The sequence below is a fragment of the Lysinibacillus sp. Bpr_S20 genome (assembly GCF_023337835.1).
GTDB lineage: Bacteria > Bacillota > Bacilli > Bacillales_A > Planococcaceae > Lysinibacillus.
The window spans coordinates 151940-170520 of sequence record NZ_JALNLQ010000004.1; the positions used below are offsets into that span (position 1 = coordinate 151940).

Sequence of the window (18581 nt, forward strand, 5' to 3'; positions counted from 1 at the left end):
AGGTAACCATTTCATATGAGGTGGTTTCTTTTAATTTAGATGGCGCTAAAACTGAAGAGTTGCGGAACGGGTTCTTGTTTAACTGCAGTTTAGTTAAAAAGGCAATTGCATAGAATTCCCTGAATAATTTTAATATTTTTGAACGAAATGAAGCATCGCTCCGTCTAATGGAGGAAGGAGGCGAAAAGGATGGAATGTGAAATCGTGCAGCGTGCTATTCGTGGGGATCATCAAGCGATACTTTCACTTATTGAAATGGATGAAGATATTTTATATCGCATGGCTTTTACATATCTGAAAAATGAGCAAGACGCTTTAGACGTGATGCAGGATCTGGTTTATAAAGCACTGAAAAAAATGCATACCGTTAAACAGCACGAATATGCCAGAACATGGCTCGTGCGCGTCTTGATCAATTGTTGTAAAGACCATTTACGAAAACGGCAACCAACCGTTTCACTTAAAGAACATCATCAAGTCGAATGGGTCATCTACTCTGACATGGAGCGGTTATTGGATCACTTATCCTTATCGGATCAGCAACTCGTTTATATGAAATATTTTCAGCAATTAAAAAACAAAGAAATTGCCGAGCTAAATCAAATTCCGGAGGGTACTGTAAAGTCTAAGCTTCATTACATACTAAAGAAGCTTAGAAACTTCGCTGGAGAAAGGGAGGACTGGCTATGAGTAAACTACCGATTGACGTTCCAAAGGAGAAACTTCAACAAGTACGGATGGATATGTTTCGTAAAGTTCAACGAGAAAAAAGAGCAAAGAAGCGCATTGTTCCGGTTGCAATAGCCTTTTTGTTTTGCTTAGGTCTTTTATTTTCAATTCGTGTTTCTCCTACGATTGCTAGTCATGTTGCAAAAATTCCTGGCTTTCAAGCAATTGTATCTGCGGTTGTACGAGATAAAGGGATAAAAGATATTGTGGACAATGACTACTATGAAGAAATCAATGTGACGCAGTCTAAAAATGGCCTATCACTTACATTGCAAGGCGTGATTGCGGATAATTCGGGATTAGTACTTTACTATGACGCAGATGCCTCATTTGATAAGTCGGAATTTTATTTGGAAGGAGTTCAATTGTTCCAAGGGGACGAAGAAATTGAAGGGGGCTCATTTACAAATCATCAATTAAATCAAACACGCATTTCTTCTTCAGTAGATTATAGTTTTTCAGAGCCTTTCGCTTATACATCAAAGGATTTTAAAGCGGTTTTTCATTTTTATGAAAAAGATAAGGGGAACATTGAAATTTCGATACCGTTTTCACTAAAACATGAAATCGCTAAGGAGAAAACTTTTACTGCGAATCGTACTGTAAATGTCGATGGTCAAAAATTTACGATTACAAAAATTCGCCGTTCTCCATTAAGAATGGCTATCGATTTTGAATTAGATGAAGCGAATAAGATGCAAATTTTATCGCTTGAAAATATTGCGGTCGAGATGGAAAATGGGGAGCGCAGAGAAGAAGTCGTTAAAAATGGCATGTTTATAGGCAAAAATATTCGTGAAGGTAAATTCACACTAAATTTACAAAGTAACTATTTCCATGATTTAGATGCACTCAAAATATTAATTGGAGCTGTTCATGCCGTTCCAAAGGGCGAGGATTTTATCGAAGTTGATTTTGGCACAAAAGAAGTACTCATGAAGCCCGATTATTTGGATTGGGATATTTCTGTAACGCAGCAAGGTGTATCAGTTGCTGCAAAGAAATGGGATGATAGAAGTCGACATTCGTTTCTAAATAGTGCTGTAAAAGCAGATGGCACGCCGTTAGAATTTACAGGTGGCTCGTACTCAGATGATGACCAGTACCTATATGCGACGGAGAACTTTGAAAATTATGATGGCAAAGCAAAAATATATCTAAACTATTACTTCAATCCTATTGGGAAAAATATTGAACTGAATATTCCGTTGCAATAAAGAAAAGATGTTCAAAAAGGTTTTCCTTTTTGAACATCTTTTCGATTTTTCCATACTTATGGTAATATCGCTGTATTGATTCTGAAGCGAAGCGGATGTTTTCTGTGCGAAATCGAAGGGACAGCACAAAGCTCCCAGTCGAAACGGAAATCAGCCACATGTTATGGTATGAACTTTGAAAAATGGGTATTCGGCTTTTCGTTGTACTTTTGGAATAAAATTGATACTATGAAGGTATATGATAGAAAAGGGGTTGGCGTATTTTTGCTTCAAAAAAACAGTAAGCTTGGTCTCACTATTGATGAAATTACAGTTGGCGAGAAGATTCATATTACCGAAAAGATTGAAGATAAGGATTTATTGCTTTATTTAGGACTTACGAATGATAGTAATCCGCTTTATATTCAACATGAATATGCTGCGATGACACCTTTTCAAAAGCCAATCGTACCAACGATCATGCTGAATGGCATTATTACTTCAGCTGTGTCAAAGTATATTCCTGGACCAGGTGCACGAATTATTGAGCAACATATAAAGTATTTAGAACCGCTCTATCATTATGAATTATTCGATACTCTTTTAGAAGTAACAGAAGTAAATAAATTACAAAATACAATTACTGTATCGGTACACTCTTATAATGAGCAAAAACGGCTTGTGATTGAGGGTACTTTACTGGTAACACCACCACTTGTTTTATAGACTTCTTGAGATTTGAAATGGGGGTTTCAAATCACTAACGGAGGCTTTACACATGACAAAAACGATTTTAGTTGTAGAAGATGAATTTTCTATCGCGACATTATTAAAATATAATTTAGAGCAGGCTGGATATGTTGTAGAAACAGCAGCAGATGGTCAAGAGGGTCTTGATAAGGCAATTGACTTACAGCCAGATTTAGTTTTATTGGATTTGATGCTTCCAAGACTTGATGGTATGGAGGTTTGTAAACAAATTCGTCAGCAACGTATGAATACACCTATTATTATGCTAACGGCAAAGGATGACGAGTTCGATAAAGTACTTGGACTAGAGCTAGGAGCAGATGATTATATGACGAAGCCCTTTAGTCCGCGTGAAGTGTTGGCACGGGTAAAGGCTGTTTTAAGACGTTTTACACAAAATGTAGTAGCGGAAGAAAAGAATGGGCCACAAGAGAAAATGTATGAATTTGGACAATTACGTGTTTTTCCAGAGCGTTTTGAAGTATTTTTACAGGGGGAGGCACTGGAATTTACACCAAAGGAATTTGAGTTACTCATTTATTTACTTGAAAATAAAAATCGTGTTTTAACACGTGATCAGCTCTTAAGTGCTGTATGGAAGTATGACTTTGCTGGTGATACTCGAATTGTGGATGTGCACATTAGCCACCTTCGTGATAAAATCGAAGAAAATAGCCGTAAGCCGTTGTTCATCAAGACAATTCGTGGACTTGGCTATAAATTCGAGGAGCCGAAGACGACATGAAATCAATGAGCAACCGCTTATTCTTGACATTCATGCTATTGCTTGGATCGATATTAGCTGTCCTAATGATTGTTATAGGTCAGCTTTTTCCTGTTTATATAGAACAGTACAATGAGCAGGCAAGTTTACAAATGCAAGAATCAGTCAACCAAGTATTAGATGAACGAAAAATTGAACTATCAAATGAAGATAAAGAGGCACTGTATACGGCTCAAAACCTAGAGGCAACAGATTTTCTAATATCAAATGTTAGTGGGCGACTTTATGTAGTGCTAGCGATCCTTTTTATAATAGTGTTTATTTTAATGGCAGTTGTAAGTCGCTATATGATTCGGAATTTCACGGCGCCTATTGATAACGTGACGGATACAGCACTTGAGCTGGCGAAGGGGAATTACCGTGCCCGTGCACACGAAAACGAGCATGAACGCATGATGCCACTAAGCCATTCCATCAATATTTTAGCACGTAACTTACAGGACATTACGACGATTCGAGAGGTAGAAGAGGAAAGGCTTAAAACGTTAATTGAAAATATGGGAAGCTCACTCATGATGATTGGACGTGAGGGGAATATATCGATCGTGAACCGTGTATTTTTAGAGCGTTTCGGTATGCAAATTGACGATGTACAAGGGAAAGTTTTTCGTACAATTGGCTTGCCTAAATCACTAGAGCAATTTATCGACCATGTGTTTTTAACGGAAATGCCTTATCGACAACAAATTAAAATGGAAGTCCAACAGGAGCTTTATAATAAGGAAGTGTATGGAGCGCCTGTTATTGGTGATCATGGTCGATGGCTGGGTGTCGTTATTGTTATGCATGATATTACGGAGCTTGTTCGTTTAGAGCAGATTCGTAAGGACTTTGTAGCAAATGTATCCCATGAATTGCGTACACCTATTACATCTATTAAAGGCTTTTCGGAAACTTTACTAGATGGAGCGTATAAGGATGAAAAAATGCTCCTCTCTTTTTTAGAGATCATTTATAAGGAAAGTAACCGTCTACAGATGCTTATTCAGGATTTACTGGAATTATCGAAAATTGAACAGCATGGTTTTACCGTTAATATTATGCCGATGGGATTGCAAGATGTACTTATACGTGGAGCAGAGCTGACAGGACCCCGTTTGGATGAGAAAAATATGAGCTTTCATGTTGATATTGAACGTGATGTTCAGGTTATGGGGGATGCGAATCGTATCATTCAAATTGTCACTAATTTAATTACCAATGCCATTACGTACTCTCCAGAAAATACAATCGTTACGATTCGATTAAAGGAAAATGAAACATACGGCATTCTCGAAATCGAAGATCAAGGTATAGGAATTGAAAAGCATGAAATTGCCCGTGTCTTTGAACGATTTTACCGTGTGGATCGTGCGCGAAGCCGGAACTCGGGTGGAACAGGTTTAGGTCTTGCTATTGTGAAGCACTTAGTAGAGGCACATCATGGTCGCATTCAGGTAGAAAGTGAAGTTGGCGTCGGGACAAAAATGATTGTTATGATTCCGAAAAATTAACAAATTCTTTACAATAGCATCATTTTAGATTCACAATGGGGTCTTATACTTTTTAGTAGAAACCCCCCTATAAAATTGTGAAGGCTTGTAAAAATAAGATTTTTTAATTGTGTTGATTAGTAATCGTAAATAATAAGAATCTATTGCCAAATTTTTTGGTGATAGATTCTTTTTCTGTTTTACACGTAACGCAAATAGGTGTAAAGTATAGTAGCATAATATTCAACGAATTAGAAATGTATTGATTGTTAGTTCATAGTGTTGAGACCTGATCTGTTAACTTCATTCTATTACCGTAAAGATGACGCACCAGAAGATACATGCTAAGAGAAGTGGTTGATTGGAGTGGAGGGCGACTCCTTGGGGATCAGCGTCACAGATGAGACCCTGGAGCGAGCAACGCGAGTGAAGCGAGAGGGGAACGAAGGCTAAAAGCATCACGTCCTGTGATAACGCCTTCGTGACCAACATCGTGCTGCTGCCGCTGCGTTAACACTACGCTTTCGCGCAAAAAACATCTGTTGCCCCGACGCCCCCAGGAAAGCGCCCAGTTGGAACGGAAATCAACCCCTCGTTTTGCCGGCGAGCAACACTTTAATACGCATCTAAATTGCACTAACACCTCAACATTATGAACTAACAATCAGTGATACTTGTTAGTTGAACCAATATCAGGCTTATACGGTCAGCGCTACCGTTAAAGTGGGATAAAAAATTGAAAGAAGGATGACCATGAAAATCGTCAAAAGTATCGTGCAAATCGGCTATCTTTATGTCATTTTATTTGTTGGGAATAGTATTGCACGTCTACTTCACTTGCCGATTCCAGGGAGCATAATTGGACTAGTCTTATTGTTTTTACTTTTGCAGTTTCATATTATTAAGCTTGAATGGATTGAGCTAGGTGCAGGTTTATTACTTAGTGAATTATTACTATTTTTCATTCCATCTGCTATCGGAGTAATCGATTATACTGCATTATTCGGTGTGCAAGGTGTGAAAGCTGTGCTTGTTATTGTATTGAGTGCCATAGTTGTCATGTTTGCAACAGGTTTCACAGCACAATTGCTTGGGCAACGAAAGAAAGGTGATACTGCATGAGCTTGTTAATAGCTATAGTCAGTTTACTAGGTACTATTGCCGTTTTTTATACTAGTAAAATGTTTTATAAAAAGTATCAGAAGGAATGGTTAACGCCTATACTGATCACACCATTAGTGGCAATTATCATCTTGCTACTAACGGGTACATCCTATAAATCTTATACTGCAGGGGCCGGTATTTTATCAAATTTACTAGGACCAGCAACTGTTGCATTTGCGGTACCAATTTATAAAAATTTTAACCTATTAAAGAAACATGCTTTTGAAATTATTCTAAGTATTGCAGTTGGTTCAGCTGTTGCCATTGCATCATCATTTATCTTTGCTGTACTAGTTGGATTAAATAATGAGCTTGTGCATAGCATAGTTCCACGCTCAGTGACTACACCAATAGCGATGGACATTTCCAATATGATTGGAGGCTCTCCTACTCTTACTGCCGTTTTCGTTATGGTAACTGGTATTTTAGGGAGTGTAATAGCACCGTTAGTAATTAAAGTATGTCGTTTCCATCGACCATCCTCTAGAGGTCTACTGTTAGGCATGGGTGCACATGGTACGGGTACCTCTAAAGCATTTGAATTTGGTGAGCTTGAAGGTACGTTTGCAAGTCTTGCTATGATTGTAGCTGCATTAATTAGCATTGTTTTATCAACAACATTTTTCCCAGCATTTGAACATCTAGTTGTCAATATCCTGTTGCCTTAAATGGTAGCAGGATTTTTTTATGTTCTATTTATTTGCACAGTATCATTTTAGATGGGAGGCAAGCGCAGGAACCTCCTTATGTCAAACTGCCTAAAATAAAAAAGGGTTTATTAAAATATTTTGAAACTTTTTAAGAGGTGCCCCGTATACATTAGTACTAAGCTTTAAGGGAGGATTAGACATGAGTGTGAAAAGGTCACTAATGATGGTGGGACTTGGCATTTTCGGCATTGTTGCACTTATTTCGGTATTTACATCATGGTACACGGTAGATGAATCAGAACAAGCCGTTGTTATTACGTTCGGTCGTGCCGATAATACAGTAACAGAACCAGGTTTACATTTTAAATTACCTTGGCCTGTACAATCGGTTGAGGTTTTATCGAAGGAAACATTTAGTTTACAGTTTGGCTATAAGCAAAATAAAGATGGGGAATTGGAAGCTTATGATGCTGAAACGAAAATGATTACAGGGGATGAGCATATTGTTTTAACAGACCTTGTAGTTCAATGGAAAATTACAGAACCGAAAAAGTATTTATTCAGCTCACAAGATCCAAAAAAAATATTACATAGCGCTACGTCGAGTGCGATTCGATCAATTATTGGGAGTTCAAAAATCGACGCTGCGTTAACAGAGGGAAAAGCGGACATAGAAGCAAAGTCACGTGATTTACTCGTTTCTCTTATTGAAAAATACGATATTGGTATAAGTGTTTTAGGAGTAAAATTACAGGATGTTGAATTACCAAATCCCGATGTGCGAGCGGCCTTTACAGCAGTTACTGACGCACGTGAAATGAAAAATACAAAAATTAATCAAGCTAAAAAATATAACAATCAGCGAATTAATGAAGCTGAAGGTGAAAAAGACGCCATTATCTCGAAGGCTCAAGGTGAAAAAACAGCGCGTATAGAACAAGCTCAAGGGGATGTAGCTGTCTTTAATAAAATGTTTGAGCAATATAAGGGCAATCAACAAATTACTCGCGAACGTTTAATTTTGGAAACACTTGAAAATGTATTACCTAAAGCACAAATTTATATTATGAATGATGATGGTAGTACAATGAAATACTTGCCTCTTCAAGCATTTCAACCTACTAAACAGGAGACACCTGCTGCACAGGAAGAACCTGTTAAACAGGAAACACCAAAAGAGAGAAAAGAAGGGAGCGGTAACTAATGGATCAAAAAAATAAGGATCTTGAAAAATTCCTCAATTTTTTATCGGGTAAATCCAAAAATACTGCTTCAAAAGAAGGGGAAGCAGGGGATAATGTAGTCAAAATGTCGAAAAAAAGCCCGATGAATCCCAAAAAATACATTTCTCTTGTTGCTACATTAACAGCCATTTTTGCTATCGCTATTATATTGTTTGCTAATGTGTATATCGTTAAAGAGTCCGAATATGCAGTTGTTAGACAGTTTGGAGAAGTAGTGAAATTTCAAAGTGAGCCAGGCTTGAAAATTAAAGTTCCATTTATTCAAAGTGTCACGAAGCTACCAAAAAACCAAATGACGTATGAAGTTTCTGAGGAAGAAATTAATACAAAGGATAAAAAACGAATTATTATTGATAATTATGCAGTTTGGCATATAACAGATCCAAAGCAATTAATTTCAAATGCCGGAACAATAGAAAAAGTTGAATCACGTATGGAAGAATTTATTTATTCAGTTATTCGTTCAGAGCTTGGTCGAATTGAATATAAGGAGATTATAAATGATGAAAATTCTTCACGCGGGAGTATCAATGATCAGGTAACTGCACGTGTCAATGAGTTGCTTTCAAATGATAAGTATGGAATCGAAGTAATAGATGTTCGTATTCGTCGTATCGACTTGCCATCTGTAAATGAGCAATCCGTGTTTACAAATATGATTTCAGATCGTGAATCCATGTCGCAAAAATACCTATCAGAAGGTGATGCGGAGAAACGCCGTATTGAAGCTCAAACAGATAAACAAGTTCAAGAAATGCTAGCTACAGCTAAAAAGGATGCAGCATTGATTCAAGCGGAAGGTGAAGCAGAAGCAGCGAAGATTTACAATAAATCGTTCTCTCAAGACCCTGAATTCTATTCATTGTACCGTACATTAGAATCATATAAGAAAACTGTCGGTGAAGATACGGTCATTATTTTACCATCCACTTCACCATATGCGAAAATATTATCTGGCTATATTAAGTAATACTATTATTCTTGCAGGGATAATTATATGAAGCCGTCTCAAATTTTTTGAGACGGCTTTTTTACACTTTCCATGAAAATGACAAGAAGTTTTGTATGGTATTTTATATATTAGGTACGAATTTGTAGAAGGACTATTTAATGAATAGCAATAATTATATAAGTTGATTGGAGTGGAGACTGGGCGACTCCTCGGGGATTAGCGTCACAGATGAGACCCTGCAGCGAAGCGAAGCGGCTCATCGGACGCCCCCAGGAAAGCGCCCAGTCGGAACGGAAATCAACTCCACGTTATGGTGAGGAGCCTACTTGGTTTAATTTTAGGTATTTTTAATCATAAGTTTTTTAAATATCTTTCAATTATCGATATTATGTTATAGAAATGATAGAAATTTATAATTTTATGTTCCGTTTATGATATTTATCTGATAGAATGATATTGTTCGAGAAATAAAAAATGGGGGTAATAGTTGTGAAGTTGCAAATTAGCAAGGGGCTCCAAAATTTAGGGATAGCCTGTAGTATTGCATCGTTATTTACACTTTTCTTCCGTCTATCAGATTTTGCATGGATCACAAAAAGTGTTTATCATATACCAGTATTTTTTGTCATTTTGTTTTTATTAGGTTTAGTCATTGCTGAGGATGTAAGAAAAATATTTAAAAAAATATTTTTGTACGAAAAACGCAAAGTGAAACGTCCTATATGGCAAGTTGGGATTGGCTTCATTATCTTCTTAGCGCAGATTGGCACTGTAATGGTGTTTAATACAGAGCTTACACATCCACAGCTTGGTGGTATGCCGTTATTTTTGGTATTTGCCTTTATGAATGCCTTTATTTTGACAGTCATATATGAAGAAATTTTCTATCGTAAAGAAAAAACAAGTAAAGCTAGTAAATAACATCGGAAAGTCAATTACAATGAGTGATTGGCTTTTTTTGTTGTAGTCAATCCTAAGTTAGATTATGGATTAGAAAATTTGGCGATTTTCAACGTTATGATTGGTAAAATACATGTTTTCTCGATAAAGTAAAAGGAAGAGGCATTTTCAAACATACGTTTTCGTTTTACAATTAAGAAGACGATAACGCAGGAGGATAAAATCATGACAAAGGAAAAATTGCTATTATTGGATGGCAATAGTTTAGCATATCGCGCGTTTTTTGCGTTGCCATTATTGACGAATGATAGTGGAATTCATACGAATGCAGTGTATGGCTTTACAACAATGCTACAAAGAATTTTAGAGGAAGAGCAACCAACGAAAATTTTGGTTGCCTTTGATGCAGGTAAGACAACCTTCCGTCATGAGACATTTACGGAATATAAAGGTGGTCGACAAAAGACTCCGCCGGAATTATCTGAGCAATTTCCTTATATACGTAAGCTTATTGATGCTTATGGTATTAAGCGATATGAGCTTGAATTATACGAAGCGGACGATATTATAGGGACACTTGCGAAGGAAGCTTCATCACAGGATATGGACGTCATCGTCGTATCGGGAGATCGTGACTTAACGCAGCTCGCGACTGAGCAAGTAACGGTATATATTACTAAAAAAGGTATTACTGAAATTGAAAAAAATACACCAGCCTTTATTGCAGAAAAATACGGCTTAACCCCTCAGCAAATTATTGATATGAAAGGTTTAATGGGGGATTCTTCAGATAATATCCCGGGCGTACCGGGTGTCGGTGAAAAAACAGCCGTTAAATTGCTAAAAGAGCATGGTTCAGTGGAGTCGCTTTATGCGGCAATGGAAACGGTAAAAGCTTCTAAAATGAAAGAAAAATTAGTTGCCAATGAAGAACAGGCACTAATGAGTAAAAAGCTAGCGACCATTTTTACAGATGCACCGATTGATATAACGCTTTCGGATCTTGCCTATAGTGGTCCCAATGAAGAGGAATTAATTAACGTGTGGCGTGAGCTCGGCTTTAAATCATTACTAGAAAAAAGTGATTTTACTGTCCAAGAAGAGGAACAAGCACCTTTTGACTATGAAATTGTGGAAGAAGTAAAGCAAGAGCATTTAAAAGATGTCATGGCAGTGCACTTGGAGTTAGAAGACGAGCATTATCATACATGCCAGCAACTAGGCATTGCACTAACAGATGGGGCGAAAACTATGTACGTGCCGTTTGACATTGCGGGTAAATCAGATGACCTTCGCTTGTGGTTAGAAGATGCTACTAAAATAAAGTATATGTCTGATTCAAAAGCGGCTCAGGCTGCATTAAAACGTGCGGGGATTCGTTTAGCTGGAGTGGATTTTGACTTATTACTGGCTTCTTATATTAATAATCCTGCACTAAGTGGAGATGATGTGGCAACACTTGCGAAAGAACTGGGCTATCGTAATGTGCAGGCGAATGAGACTGTTTATGGTAAAGGGGCGAAACGAGCGATACCAGCGATAGATGTACTTGCTGAGCATGCCAGCCGTAAAGCCTTTGCTGTGTGGTCTTTACAGCCAAAGCTTGAGACATTGTTAAAGGAAAATGAACAGTTTGAACTCTATAAAAACTTAGAGCTTCCGCTCGCTGCTATATTAGGGGAAATGGAAAGTGAGGGTATCACGGTCAATCGTGCCACATTGGAGAAAATGGGGCAGGAACTAAATGATAAACTAGTTGTGATTGAACAGGAGATTTATACGGAGGCAGGAGAAGCCTTTAATATTAATTCACCAAAGCAATTAGGGGTTATCCTCTTTGATAAACTTGGTCTTCCTGTTATTAAAAAGACTAAAACAGGCTATTCCACTGCAGCAGATGTATTGGAAAAATTAAAGCCAGAGCATGCAATTATTGAGCATATACTTTTATATCGTCAGCTTGGAAAATTACAATCGACTTATATCGAAGGCCTACTAAAGGAAATCCATGAAGAGGATGGAAAGGTGCATACTCGATTCCAACAAGCATTAACTGCTACTGGGCGTTTAAGCTCAACTGATCCGAATTTGCAAAACATCCCGATTCGTTTAGAAGAAGGACGAAAAATTCGTCAAGCCTTTGTGCCATCGAACGAAGATTGGATATTATTCTCTGCCGATTATTCACAAATCGAATTGCGTGTCTTGGCCCATATGTCAAAAGATAAAAATTTAGTCGAAGCTTTCCGTGAAGGCATGGATGTTCATACACGTACTGCGATGGATGTATTCCATGTCTCAGAAGATGAAGTCGATAGTAATATGCGTCGTGCTGCAAAAGCAGTAAACTTTGGTATTGTCTATGGTATTAGTGACTATGGCTTATCGCAAAATCTGGATATTACTCGTAAGGAAGCTGCTACATTTATCGAGAAATATTTTGCGAGTTTCCCGGGTGTAAAACAATATATGGATGATATCGTTCAGGATGCGAAGTTTAATGGGTATGTGACAACGATTTTAAATAGACGTCGATATTTACCTGACATTACAAGCTCGAATTTCAATCTACGAAGTTTTGCAGAGCGTACTGCGATGAATACACCAATTCAGGGAAGTGCAGCTGATATTATTAAAAAAGCAATGATTGATATGGATGCTCGTTTGAAAAAAGAAAATATGCAGGCAAAAATCCTATTACAAGTGCATGATGAATTAATTTTTGAAGCACCTAAAGAGGAGATTGCATTGCTTGAAAAAATAGTTCCAGAAGTTATGGAGAACGCAATCGAGCTTTCAGTACCATTAAAAGTTGATTTTAACTACGGTACGACTTGGTACGAAGCAAAATAAGGAGGGTTTGAAATGCCTGAATTACCAGAGGTTGAAGGTGTCGTCCGGGCATTAAAACCTAAAGTTGAAGGGCGTACAATTCAACAGGTTCAACTATCTGAAATTATTCGTTTTTCCTTTGGGGAGGGCAAACAATGTATCGTGAAGCAAGCTGAGCCGGATGTATTTGAAATATCCTTGTCTCAAATGACGATTACTAAAATTGAACGACGTGCAAAATACATCTTTTTTCATTTGCTGAAAGAAGATGTCCCTTATGTGCTTGTTAGTCATTTAGGAATGACAGGTGCTTGGTTTGTGGTGGATTCACCTGAGGAAATTTTTGAGGAGAAGTTTAAAAAGCATATTCATGCAACATTTCAAATGGTAGATGGTGGCTATTTAATTTATTCAGATATACGCCGCTTTGGTGAACTACGTTTTTTAACAAAAATTGAGGATCATGCACCATTAACAAAAATGGCACCAGAGCCATTCGATGAAATAGCATGTGATTATTTTATTGCGAAATCAAAGTTACCGAAATATGAGAAAAAGGCAGTGAAGGATGTAATTATGGATGGGCAGGTCATTTCGGGCTGTGGCAATATTTATGCGACAGAAGCATTATTTGCCCAAAAAATTCATCCTGCCCGTACAATGAACCGCATCAGTGAAAAACGTAAACGTGCATTATTTGAGGCAATTGTCGCTATTTTACGCCAAAGCATTGAAGAAGGAGGTTCAACAATTTCAGATTATCGTAATATCAATGGCGAGGCTGGAAGTATGCAGAATCGACTGCAAATGTATGGGAAGAAGATGTGTCTAGCGTGCGGTACTGCAACGAGCCAAATGACGATAGGTGGGCGCACATCAGTCTTTTGCCCAAATTGTCAACATTAAAGGGGATTAACTATGATTATCGGATTAACAGGAAGTATTGCAAGCGGAAAAAGTACAGTAGTAAAAATGATGACAGCACTTGGTTTACCGATTGTCGATGCAGATGTTGTTGCACGTGATGTTGTAGAACCAGGAACGGAGACTTTAAAGTTAATAGTTGAAAATTTTGGACAAGATATATTGCTAGAAGACGGTAGTTTGAATCGTGCCAAGCTTGGCGATATTATTTTTCACGAGCCTGGAAAGCGTAAAATGCTAAATGATATTATGCACCCTGCTATTCGTCAGGAAATGCTACGCCAGCGTGATGCTTATTTAGAAGCTGGAGAAAAGCATGTTGTAATGGATATTCCGCTATTATTTGAAAGTAAGCTGCAGCATTTTGTCGAGCGTATTATCGTAGTATCAGTAAGTGAAGAGGTGCAGCTCCGTCGATTAATGGAGCGTAACAACTTATCTAAGGAGGATGCATTAGCTCGAATGCGTTCTCAGTTACCTCTGTCAGTCAAAGAAAAAGGTGCACATGCGGTTATTTATAATAATGAAAATCTAGAACAAACAGAGCATCAACTTAAAAAAATCCTGACTTATTGGGATGTTATATAATAAAAAATCTGTAAAATCACTCGATGCGTAGCAATGATATATTGCTACGCATTTTATTTTGTTGAAAAACTATAAATTAAGGTGTCATATTAAATAAAGTATGGCTCTTTCGGTAAAACGAATGGTTGATTTCCGTTCCGGCTGGATGCTTTGTAGCTGACGCTGCGCTTTCGCTACAGAAAACATTTGTAGCTGACGCTGCGCTTTCGCACAGATAAAACATTGCCGCTGCCGCTTCGCTTTCGCGCAGAGCAGAGCTTCCTGGGGGCGTCCGATGAGCCGCTTCACTCGCGTAGCTCGCTCCAGGGTCTCGGGGCAACAGGTGTCTTTTGCGCGAAAGCGTAGTGCAACGTAGCGGCAGCAGAGGGTTTTGTTTGTGCGAAAGCGTAGCGACAGCAACAGCACCGATGTTGGTCACGAAGGCGTTATCACAGGATGTGATGATTTTAGCCTTCGTTCCTCTATTGCTGATCCCCAAGGAGTCACCCAGCCTCCACTCCAATCAACTTATCTCATGACATACGTTTTAAACAAAATGGCATCCAACTTTTTAGTTTGAGAAGGGCCTTTTCAGGAGTTATCGCCCAACTTTTAAATTTTATCTACCAACTTTCACGTTTTATCTACCAACTTCTGAATTTTATCGACCAACTTTCACGTTTTATCATCTAACTTTTAATTTTTATCGACATCCACCTTCCGAAGAGCAAAAAGGATTCACACACAAAACTGTGCGTGAATCCCTTTACTTTATCATATAGCGTTCATTCTTAATTGCACAAATTGGAGTGGAAGGCTACTCCCGTGGGAAAGCGAGATAAGCGAGACCCTGTGGCCAACATGATGTTGGTCACGAAGGCATTGTCACAGGACATGACGCACTTAGCCTTCGTTCTTTTAGCGGAGGAAGCGGCTCGACGCTCGCCCGCAGGAAGCCTTGCTCTGTGCGAAATCAACAAAGCGAGTAGCCTGGAACGGAAATCACCCTTTAAAGAGCCACACTATTCACTGAGACATCTTTGCCAATTTTGGTTTTCATAACCATGGATGCGTAGCAAAAACACTTTGCTATGCATTTTTTTGCGAGTTTATACCATAATAAGGACTAATTTAGGCGATTTTATTTTTCAGAAAATAAGAACTTTAATAATATGAGTATATAATGTTCATCTTTTTTAAAATTGTGTTATACTAATCACCATAAAGTATATAATTAATATGAGTACGTAACTCACAGGAGGATTTTATAAATGACAGTATCAGTTGCTATTAATGGTTTCGGACGTATCGGACGTATGGTTTTCCGTCAAGCAATCGTGCAAGAAGGTTTAAATATCGTTGCAATTAACGCTAGCTATCCAGCTGAAACGTTAGCACATTTGATTAAGTATGACACAAATCACGGAACATTCGAAGGTTCAGTTGAACCAGCAGGCGATGCTTTAATTGTAAATGGTAAACGTGTTCAAATTATTAGCGAACGTGACCCATTAAAATTATCATGGGCAACAATGGGCGTAGATATCGTTATTGAAGCAACTGGTAAGTTTAATGATCGTGAAAAAGCAGCAATGCACTTAGAAGCAGGAGCAAAAAAAGTTATCTTAACAGCACCTGGTAAAAACGAGGACGTAACAATTGTTTTAGGTGTAAACGATGAGAAACTTGATATCGCAAAACATGATGTTATTTCAAATGCTTCTTGTACAACAAACTGCTTAGCACCAGTTGCCAAAGTATTAAATGACACATTTGGGATTGAAAGCGGGTTAATGACAACAGTTCACGCTTATACAAATGACCAAAAGAATTTAGACAATCCACATAAAGATTTACGTCGTGCACGTGGTTGCGCACAATCAATCATTCCAACATCTACAGGTGCTGCAAAAGCATTAAAATTAGTGTTACCTGAATTAGACGGCAAAATTCATGGTATGGCACTTCGTGTTCCAACACCAAACGTATCATTAGTTGACCTAGTAGTTGATTTAAATACAGACGTAACAGTAGACGCTATCAATGCTGCATTTGTAAAAGCTGCTACTGAAGGTCCAATGAAAGGTATCTTAAACTTCTCAGTTGAGCCTCTAGTATCTTCTGATTACAATACAACAACTTACTCTTCAACAGTAGATGGACTTTCTACAATGGTAATGGGTAACCGTAAAGTGAAAGTACTTGCTTGGTACGACAATGAGTGGGGCTATTCTGCACGTGTAGTTGATCTTGTGAAAAAAGTGGCAAAAGCTTTAGAAACAGTTAATGCATAATAATAATTAGACTGAGCACATTGAAATCCAAGTGGTTTCAATGTGCTTTTTTGATAGCTAGGATCAATTATGCCTCGGCATAATTGCATCCGGAATCGGCTTTGTTCTGTACCTTAATTTAGAATCTATGCTTGTACTTTAGCCTTTCAAGGTTTATCATGAGCACACTAGCGTCAATGCACTTTTCTTACACATAGGAAATTTGTTATAATAGAGATATTAAATTGTTGTGAAATCAGGAGAGTAATTATATGAGATGTCCATCTTGTCAATTTAACGGAACGCGTGTTGTGGATTCGAGGCCAGTTGATGATAATAAAGAAATTCGTAGACGTCGTGAATGTGAGTCATGTGGCTTCCGCTTCACAACGTTTGAAAAAATTGAAGAGACACCTTTAGTTGTTGTGAAAAAAGAAGGTTCACGAGAAGAATTTAGCCGTGAAAAGGTACTTCGTGGACTTATTCGTGCTTGCGAAAAACGCCCTGTTTCTCTTGAAGTACTTGAAGGGTTAGTAATGTCTATTGAAAAAGATCTTCGCCGCATTGGGAATTCTGAAGTTCGATCCGAGGACGTAGGAGAAATGGTAATGGATCGCTTAGCGAAAATCGATGAGGTTGCTTATGTACGCTTTGCCTCGGTTTATCGTCAATTTAAGGATATCAATGTCTTTATTGAAGAGATTAAAGAAATTATCCAACGTCAGACAGAGCAGAAATTATAGGAAAACAGAGAGGGTGAATGACGTTGATCCATTTGTATAAGGAATTGCAGCCAGCTGATTCTTTTGACATTCGTCTACCTCATGCACTTTCTACGCAGGAACGTCAATTAGTAACGCTTTTTTATCAGCCTTTAATTGGAGCGGAACCAATCAGCCTGTATTTAACACTATGGGCAGAAGCTGAACAAATGCCAAAGCAGCAAATGACACATTATTATTTAATGAATGTGCTAGGGCTTCCTATTGGCAAAATATTTGAGGCACGTATTGCGCTTGAAGCAATTGGACTGCTACGTACATGGAAAAAGGAAGATACTGACCAACGTAGTTTTTTATATGAGCTGATGCGTCCACTTGATGCAGATAGCTTTATGAAAGACCCACTGCTCTCGATGTTTTTATTTAGTAAAATTGGAGAGCAAGCTTATCGGAAATTACGTCAGCGTTTTATTCCAACTGCAAGAGATGCAGAATTTAAAGATGTATCACGTGCTTTTATAGATGTATTTAAGCCTGTAAGTACAAAGATTCCGGCTGATTTACAAGCCGATACTAGTCGTAAGGATACTCAGCAAAAAGTATATCCGTTTTATTTTGACCAGTTTGACTTTGAACTGCTGCAAGCGGGCTTATCAGAACAACTAGTGCCGGCAAGCTTACTAACATTTGAGGTACGTGAATCAATCGCAAAGTTAGCCTTTTTGTATCACTTAACTGCGCTTGATATGCAAAAAGTAGTGATTCTAGCTTTAGATGATGACCTTGGTATTTCATTGGAACGTTTACGTAAGGCCGCTGCAGATTTTTATAAACTAACGGTATCAAAAGAACCACCTAAGCTTACTAGAGTGAGTGAGCCGTCATCTAAAGAGGAATCAGGCCAAAAAACAAAGGACCAGGAGCTTCAGCAATATCTAGAGAAGACTCCCCCAGTGCAAGTACTGCGAGATATTAATAATGGCAAAGAGCCTCTACAGACGTCCGTGCAGCTTGCTGAGAGCTTAATTGTTCAGCATGGAATGCCTGTAGGTGTTGTTAATGCTCTTTTGGAATATGTCATGCTAACAACTGATATGAAGTTACCTAAAAAATATGTGGAAACGATCGCGGATCATTGGGTACGTAAAAATATTCAAACAGCCAAAGAAGCCATGGAACTAGCTCGCCAAGAGCATGATAAGTACACTACGTGGAAAAATAAGCCTCAAACACCGAGGAAAAGTAATCAAAGTGCTAGAGGGCGTTCAGGAAATCAGCGGGAAGAAAAGGTACCTGAATGGTTTTACAAACGTAACGAGCAACAAGAAGAAAACACTTCAAGCACGATGGATTTTGAACGAGAGCGTCAAAAAATATTGGAAATGCTAGGGAAGAGTGATGAATAAGGAGGGTGAACGACAA

At 38.2% G+C, this 18581-nt stretch carries 17 protein-coding genes; 16 read left to right on the forward strand and 1 reads right to left on the reverse strand.

Annotation, left to right across the window (positions count from 1 at the left end; genetic code table 11):
* Positions 1-189: 189 nt before the first annotated feature.
* From MWJ95_RS11690 to coaE, 13 genes are all read left to right on the forward strand, one after another.
* Complete coding sequence (locus tag MWJ95_RS11690; protein ID WP_249105670.1) at positions 190-690, forward strand: sigma-70 family RNA polymerase sigma factor; 501 nt, start codon at positions 190-192, stop codon at positions 688-690.
* On the forward strand, positions 687-1946 hold the full coding sequence (locus MWJ95_RS11695; protein WP_249105672.1) for a DUF4179 domain-containing protein: 1260 nt from the start codon (positions 687-689) through the stop codon (positions 1944-1946). Before MWJ95_RS11690 ends, MWJ95_RS11695 begins: the two co-directional genes overlap by 4 nt.
* Before the next feature lie 264 nt (positions 1947-2210).
* Positions 2211-2651: a MaoC/PaaZ C-terminal domain-containing protein gene (locus tag MWJ95_RS11700; protein ID WP_249072905.1), complete on the forward strand. Its 441-nt coding sequence runs from the start codon at positions 2211-2213 to the stop codon at positions 2649-2651.
* A gap of 52 nt (positions 2652-2703) precedes the next feature.
* Positions 2704-3420, forward strand: coding sequence for a response regulator transcription factor (locus MWJ95_RS11705; RefSeq protein WP_249072904.1), 717 nt, complete (start codon positions 2704-2706; stop codon positions 3418-3420).
* Positions 3417-4952: a two-component system histidine kinase PnpS gene (pnpS, locus tag MWJ95_RS11710; protein ID WP_249072903.1), complete on the forward strand. Its 1536-nt coding sequence runs from the start codon at positions 3417-3419 to the stop codon at positions 4950-4952. Before MWJ95_RS11705 ends, pnpS begins: the two co-directional genes overlap by 4 nt.
* A gap of 732 nt (positions 4953-5684) precedes the next feature.
* Positions 5685-6053: a CidA/LrgA family holin-like protein gene (locus MWJ95_RS11715; RefSeq protein ID WP_079561583.1), complete on the forward strand. Its 369-nt coding sequence runs from the start codon at positions 5685-5687 to the stop codon at positions 6051-6053.
* The gene (locus MWJ95_RS11720; protein WP_249072902.1) at positions 6050-6763 is read left to right on the forward strand and encodes an LrgB family protein; all 714 of its coding nucleotides are present in this window, start codon (positions 6050-6052) and stop codon (positions 6761-6763) included. The genes MWJ95_RS11715 and MWJ95_RS11720 overlap by 4 nt, the downstream gene beginning before the upstream one ends.
* Positions 6764-6944: 181 nt before the next feature.
* Positions 6945-7949, forward strand: coding sequence for an FtsH protease activity modulator HflK (gene hflK, locus MWJ95_RS11725; protein WP_249105674.1), 1005 nt, complete (start codon positions 6945-6947; stop codon positions 7947-7949).
* Positions 7949-8959 (forward strand): protease modulator HflC, encoded by a 1011-nt coding sequence (gene hflC, locus MWJ95_RS11730; RefSeq protein WP_249105676.1) that lies wholly within the window; start codon positions 7949-7951, stop codon positions 8957-8959. The genes hflK and hflC overlap by 1 nt, the downstream gene beginning before the upstream one ends.
* A gap of 471 nt (positions 8960-9430) precedes the next feature.
* The gene (locus tag MWJ95_RS11735) at positions 9431-9862 is read left to right on the forward strand and encodes a DNA polymerase I (protein WP_249072899.1); all 432 of its coding nucleotides are present in this window, start codon (positions 9431-9433) and stop codon (positions 9860-9862) included.
* A 204-nt stretch (positions 9863-10066) separates the two neighbouring features.
* Positions 10067-12694: a DNA polymerase I gene (polA, locus tag MWJ95_RS11740; protein WP_249105678.1), complete on the forward strand. Its 2628-nt coding sequence runs from the start codon at positions 10067-10069 to the stop codon at positions 12692-12694.
* A 12-nt stretch (positions 12695-12706) separates the two neighbouring features.
* Positions 12707-13579 (forward strand): bifunctional DNA-formamidopyrimidine glycosylase/DNA-(apurinic or apyrimidinic site) lyase, encoded by an 873-nt coding sequence (mutM, locus tag MWJ95_RS11745; RefSeq protein WP_249105680.1) that lies wholly within the window; start codon positions 12707-12709, stop codon positions 13577-13579.
* Between the two features lie 12 nt (positions 13580-13591).
* Complete coding sequence (gene coaE, locus MWJ95_RS11750) at positions 13592-14185, forward strand: dephospho-CoA kinase (protein WP_249072896.1); 594 nt, start codon at positions 13592-13594, stop codon at positions 14183-14185.
* Between the two features lie 76 nt (positions 14186-14261).
* On the opposite strand, the gene MWJ95_RS11755 is transcribed toward coaE, so the two are convergent.
* Entirely contained in the window at positions 14262-14504 is a 243-nt protein-coding gene (locus MWJ95_RS11755) for a hypothetical protein (RefSeq protein ID WP_249105682.1), read from the reverse strand.
* 931 nt (positions 14505-15435) lie between these two features.
* On the opposite strand from MWJ95_RS11755, the gene MWJ95_RS11760 reads away from it, so the two are divergent.
* The 3 genes from MWJ95_RS11760 (at position 15436) to MWJ95_RS11770 (ending at position 18565) form a co-directional block, all read left to right on the forward strand.
* Positions 15436-16458 (forward strand): glyceraldehyde-3-phosphate dehydrogenase, encoded by a 1023-nt coding sequence (locus MWJ95_RS11760; protein WP_249105684.1) that lies wholly within the window; start codon positions 15436-15438, stop codon positions 16456-16458.
* 251 nt (positions 16459-16709) lie between these two features.
* A complete protein-coding gene (gene nrdR, locus MWJ95_RS11765; RefSeq protein ID WP_049667519.1) occupies positions 16710-17180 on the forward strand; it encodes a transcriptional regulator NrdR in 471 nt (156 codons plus the stop codon).
* Between the two features lie 17 nt (positions 17181-17197).
* Positions 17198-18565: a replication initiation and membrane attachment family protein gene (locus MWJ95_RS11770; protein ID WP_249072894.1), complete on the forward strand. Its 1368-nt coding sequence runs from the start codon at positions 17198-17200 to the stop codon at positions 18563-18565.
* Positions 18566-18581: the final 16 nt, after the last annotated feature.